Here is a 5490-nt window from a genome sequence, read left to right as displayed (position 1 = left end):
ATCAGGACCGCGGCCATGGTCCCGAGCTGGGTGACCGCGGTGAACGCCGCGCCGGGATCCTCCCAGTCGAAGAACGCCGGGACGATCCGCAGGTGCGCCGTACTGGAGATCGGCAGGAACTCCGTCAGCCCCTGCACGGTGCCCAGCACGACTGCTTCCAGGGCGTTCACTCCCGGCCCCCTCTGTGTGGCTCTGCGTATGGCGTACGTGGCATTGCATGATCAATGCTGGACGTGGCCGCTGTCACCGCGATCGGCACGACAGGGGCGGTGTCGATGATCGGGATACGAGCCGCCACCGGGAGACCTGCTCAGGGTAACCGGCCGGACGCCGTGCGCCCGGCCGCCCCGGATCCGCCGTGGCGGGGCCCGCCGGGTCGCATCGACCTTAGCGGCCCCCGCCCGCGGGCCCTCGCCCGAGGCTCCCCGGAGGGCGGGAGCCGCTGTTCCACTGATCGTCTGTGGATCCCCCGTCGATCCCCCGTCGCTCCCGCGTCGATCGCCGGTCGCTTCCGCACCGGACGTCACCGTCGGTAACTACTGGTGGCACGTCGGGATTCGGCGCGCAACGGCCGGTCCGACGGCCGCTCTAGACTGCCGGCATGCCGGCCGAGACCATCTCCACCGACGAGCCCCCCAGCCTGGTCAGCGACGGGGCGCCAGCGGACGGCCCGGTGGGCGCGACGGCCGCCGCGGCCGTCGGCCCGGGCGTCGATCCCGCTGTGGTGTTCACCGCCTTCTGCGCCGCCGGGCTGTGGCCGGGGCTCGGCCGGACGATCGCGGCCCGCCTGCCCGACGCCGGGATCCGCGCCCCGTCCGACGTGGACGCGGCCCGGCTGGCGACCGTCCCGGGGGTCCCTCCCGCGCGGGCCCGGCGGCTGGTGGAGTCCTTCGCCGCCGCCGGGGGCGCCTTTGCCGCGGCCGAGCTGCTCATCCTGGCCGACCTGCCGGTCCGCCTGGTCCGCCGGCTGGTCGACGAGCTCGGGCCGGGAGTGGCCGACGCCCTGCGTGCCGACCCGTGGGCGCTGCTCGCCGCGGGCGAGGCGGAGCTCACCCAGGCCGACCGGCTGGCCCGGGCCATGGGCGCGGGCCGTGACGACGACCGGCGCGGCCCCGCGGTGGTCGCCCACCTGCTGCGCCGCGCCGCGTCCCGCTTCGGGGACACCGCGGCGGAGGTGGACCCGCTGCTGCGGGCCGCCGCCCGTGACGGGGTCGTGGACCCGGCGGCGGCGCTGGGCAGCGCGGTCGAGGACGGCCAGGTGGTCATCACCGGCAGGCTGGCCGCGCTCGAGCGGTACGCCACGGCGGAACAGACCCTGGCCGAAGGGATCGCGCGGCTGCTGGCCCTCGCCGAGCCGCTGCGCCCCGGATCCGCCCGCCCCCGGCCGGCCACAACGGCCACAACGGCCACGACGGGCACGGCACCGGCACGCCCACCGGCCGCCGGCGAGAACGATGACGATCTTCCTGGCATGTTCGACGCCCTGGACGACATCGACGCCCCCGGCCCCGGGGAGAGCGCGGACGGCGCGGAGCCGGGCGGCCCCGCGGACGCCGCCGCCAGGGAAGCGGCCCCGGCAGCGGACGCGGACGGGAACGACGGGGCGGACGAGGACGACGAGGCGGATGAGGCGGACGAGGGCCTCGCCGCCGTCCTGGCCGGCCTGGACGAGACCCAGCTGCGCGCCGCCCGCACCGCCCTCGACGCCGGTGTGAGCCTGCTCACCGGCGGTCCGGGGACGGGCAAGAGCCGGACGGTCGCCGCGGTTGTGCGGCTCGCCCGCGCCGCCGGCGCGCAGGTGGCCCTGGCGGCCCCGACCGGCCGGGCCGCCAAGCGGCTGGAGGAGCTGTGCGAGTGGCCGGCGAGCACGCTGCACCGGCTGCTGCAGGCGCAGGGCACCTCCGGGACCTTCGCGCGCGACGCCGACAACCCGGTCGAGGCGGACCTCGTCGTGGTCGACGAGGTGTCCATGCTCGACGCCGAGCTCGCCGCGGCCCTTGTCGACGCCTGCGCGGACGGCACCCATCTGCTGCTCGTCGGGGACCCGGCGCAGCTGCCCAGCATCGGCCCGGGCCGGGTGCTGGCCGACCTGCTGGCGGCCGGGGTGGTGCCCGTGACCGAGCTGCGGCGCCTCTACCGGCAGTCCGAGGGCGGCGGGATCGCGACGCTGGCGACGGCCGTGCGCGCCGGCGAGCTGCCCCCGCCCCCGTCCGGGCCGGACCGCGAGGTGGTCGTGGTGCCCACCCGCGGCTCGGGCGAGGCGGCACACCGGGTCGTCCAGCTGGTCACCGGCTCCATCCCGCGGGCGCTGGGCATCCCGGTCGCGGACATCCAGGTGGTGACCCCCGTCCACGGCGGCCCCGCGGGGACGCAGGCGCTCAACGCCGCGCTCAAGCAGGCGCTCAACCCCGGTGCCGGGGCGGCCGGCGGGTTCGACGTCGGGGACCGGGTGGTGGCCACCGCGAACCATCTCGACGACGGGTTCGCCAACGGCGAGATCGGCGTGGTGACCGCGACCGGTGACAAGGGCGCGCTCACGGTGGCGTTCCCCGGCGGGGACGTGGTGGTCCCGGGCGGGATCGTCGGGGACCTGCGGCACGGCTGGGCGGTCACGGTCCACCGGGCCCAGGGCAGCGAGTGGCCGGCGGTGGTGGCCGTGTTCCCCCCGGAGGCGGGCCGGATGCTGACCCGTCCGCTGATCTACACCGCGTTGACCCGGGCGCGGCGGCACCTGTCGGTGGTGTCCGTCAACGGCCCGGCGCTGCGGGCCGCGGTACACAGCGCCGGTGGCCGGCAGCGCGCCACCCTGCTGCCGGTCCTGCTCGCCCAGGAGGTCCAGCCTGAGGCGGCCGACGAGGAGGGACGGCAGGACGGATCATGAGCCCATCCGAGCTTTCCCCCGCCCCCGTGCGGGCCGTGGCCGATCAACCGGCCGGCACCGACGATCGGCAGGCCGGCACTGTGAGTACCGTCTCGCTGGTGAGTGCCGACTTTTCCGGGAGCCCGGTGGCGGATCCGCCCGCGTCGGCGCCCCCCGCGCCGGCAGCGGTGCCGGCCGCGCCGGCGTCTCCACCGGCGGTAGGGCTGGAAACGGCGGTGGCGTCGAGCGCGGCACCGGCGGTGGCACCGACAGCACCGACAGCGGTGGCGGCACCGACAGCGGTGGCGTCCCGCCCGGAGGCGGCGCGCGTCCCGTCGGCGGCCGTTCCCGGCGAGGCCGAGCGGCCGCCGGCCACGCCCGACTGGGTGGCGCACGGGGAGCGCTGGCTGCGCCGGCTGCTGGTCGTCGGCACCATCGCCGCGATCGTGATCGGGGCCATCGCCCGCTTCGCGACCCCGAGCCATCTCTGGCTGGACGAGTCGCTGACGGTGGAGATCGCCCGCAGGCCGGTCGGCGGCCTGCTCGACGCGCTGCGGCGGGACGGCTCACCGCCGTTGTACTACCTGTCGCTGCACGTGTGGATCTCGATGTTCGGGACGGGTGACGTCGCCGTCCGTGCGCTGTCGGGCATCCTGTCGCTGGTCACCCTGCCGGTCGCCTGGATCGCCGGCCGCCGGGTCGGGCGGATCGCGGTGACGTTCGGCAGCGGTGACGCCGACACCCCGCGCCGGGCGGGCCTCGCCGCCCTGCTGCTGTTCGCCTGCTCGCCGTACGCGATCCGCTACGGCAGCGAGACCAGGATGTACTCGCTGGTCGTCCTGCTGGTCCTGCTGTTCGGGCTGGCCCTGGTGCGGGCGCTGGAGCGGCCGTCCCGCCGCCGGCTGGTGGTGCTCACCGTGGCCACCTCGGCGCTGGTCTACACCCACTACTGGACGTTCCTGCTGCTCACCACGGTCGCGGTCTTCCTCGCGCTGCAGGCGCTGCGCCGGGCGAACTACCGCCGCCCGGCGCTGTCGGCGCTGGCGGCGATGCTCGCCTCGGCGGTGGTGTTCGCGCCGTGGATGCCGTCCTTCCTGTTCCAGATGCTGCACACGGGCACGCCGTGGGCGGCCCGGGTGCAGGCGCAGGTGCTGCTGGACACGGTGTTCGACTGGGCCGGCCCGACCTCGACCGGCGCGCTGCTCGGGGTGGTCCTGCTCGCCGCGGCCCTGCTCGGCCTGACCGGGCGCCCGCAGGACGACGGGCTGCACATCGTCCCGACCGGGCGGGTGCCCGGCCGCTACCTGGTCGCGGTGTGGCTCCTCCCGCTCGCTCTCGCCTACCTGGTCAACACCACCGGCGGCAGTGCCTATACGGAGCGTTACACCGGGATCTCGCTGCCGGCCTGCCTGCTGCTCGCCGCGCTCGGCATCGGCCTGCTGCCCGGCCGGGCGCACGTCACGCTGCTGGTCATCGTCTGCGTGACCGGGCTGTTCGGCGGCTGGCACATGGCCCGGCAGGAACGCACCCAGAGCGGGGAGATCGCGAACCGGATCGCGGCGCTGGCCCGGCCGGGTGACGTGGTCGCCTACTGCCCCGACCAGCTGGGCCCGGCGGTGTACCGGGCGATCGAGCGCCGCGGCGGCCTCGACGTCCGGCAGATCGTCTACGCCGACACCAGCGGGCCGGCGCTGGTCGACTGGGTCGACTACGCGGAACGGATGCGACGGGCCTCCGGCGCCGACTTCGCCGCCCGGGTGAACGCGATGGCCGGGCCGGGGCACGCGGTGTTCCTGGTCCGGGCGGACGGCTACAAGACCCTGGAGGGGGCCTGCGCGGTCGTCTCCGACCAGCTGGCCGCCCTGCGCGACCGCACCTTCCAGGTCGACCGCCGCATGGTCTACGAGGGTGCCTCGCTGGAACGCTTCTCCACCCTGCGCTGACGGGCAGGCCGCCGCTGCCGGCAGCCACCCGGCCGGGCCGCCGCCGACGTCGCTGTCGGCAGCGGCGGCGACGACGTCGGCGACGGCCCGCGGCCCGGCCGCTGGCAGCTCACCGTCATCACCAGCAGCGCCATCGGCAGCGTGTAGTGGTTGAAGTACGACTGCTTGTTCATGACGTCGAGGGTCAGCAGCACCACGGCGGCGCCCAGGCAGAACCCGGCCGCGTCCGCGCGCACCCGCCAGGCCAGCAGGTAGGCGCCGGCCAGCGCGAGCAGCATCGGGGCGAACCCGGCCGTGACCCCGGCGTGAGCCAGCACGCCGGGGATGGACAGCGAGTCACCCCGGACGGGGTAGCCCAGGTTGGTCGTCACCGCGTCCGCCCAGAAGTCCGCCGGCCCGGCCAGCACCCAGGGGGCCACCAGCGCGGCGGCGGCGCCGGCCGCCACGAGCACCCGCCGGGGCCCGAACGCCGGCCACATCGCCGCGACCGGGGCCAGCAGCACCAGATGCTGCTTGCTGGCCAGGGCGAGGGCGAACGCGACGGCCGCCCAGCCCGGCCGGCCCGCGCGCACCGCCCACACCATCCCGGCCAGGCAGGCGATGAGCAGCGGCTCGGTCCAGGACTGCTGCAGCGCGTACATGGCGCCGGGGATGACGAGCACCATCAGCGGCAGCGCCGCCGGGACG

At 76.2% G+C, this 5490-nt stretch carries 3 protein-coding genes and 1 pseudogene; 2 read left to right on the top strand and 2 right to left on the bottom strand.

Annotation, left to right across the window (positions count from 1 at the left end; genetic code table 11):
- Nucleotides 1–170: undecaprenyl-diphosphate phosphatase (locus NBW84_RS04600; RefSeq protein ID WP_445548638.1), on the bottom strand; the 170-nt coding region annotated here is incomplete at its 3' end.
- Nucleotides 171–601: 431 nt separating this feature from the next.
- Between NBW84_RS04600 and NBW84_RS04595 the strand changes: the two genes are divergently transcribed.
- Nucleotides 602–2881, top strand: coding sequence for an AAA family ATPase (locus NBW84_RS04595; protein WP_250282008.1), 2280 nt, complete (start codon nt 602–604; stop codon nt 2879–2881).
- On the top strand, nt 2878–4803 hold the full coding sequence (locus tag NBW84_RS04590) for a glycosyltransferase family 39 protein (protein ID WP_250282005.1): 1926 nt from the start codon (nt 2878–2880) through the stop codon (nt 4801–4803). Before NBW84_RS04595 ends, NBW84_RS04590 begins: the two co-directional genes overlap by 4 nt.
- Here NBW84_RS04590 and NBW84_RS04585 read toward each other — a convergent pair.
- Nucleotides 4761–5490, bottom strand: a pseudogene (locus NBW84_RS04585) (glycosyltransferase); the annotation flags it as partial. The gene NBW84_RS04590 and the pseudogene NBW84_RS04585 overlap by 43 nt on opposite strands.

This window comes from Protofrankia sp. CiP1_Cm_nod2 (genome assembly GCF_920664355.1).
Lineage (GTDB): Bacteria > Actinomycetota > Actinomycetes > Frankiales > Frankiaceae > Protofrankia.
The sequence above is the reverse complement of the archived record's forward strand: the minus strand, read 5'-3'. Positions and strand labels throughout refer to the sequence as shown.

Excerpts from the sequence above, each read along its gene's own strand:
- NBW84_RS04595 (WP_250282008.1), top strand. The coding sequence starts at position 602 with ATGCCGGCCGAGACCATCTCCACCGACGAGCCCCCCAGCCTGGTCAGC.
- NBW84_RS04590 (WP_250282005.1), top strand. The coding sequence starts at position 2,878 with ATGAGCCCATCCGAGCTTTCCCCCGCCCCCGTGCGGGCCGTGGCCGAT.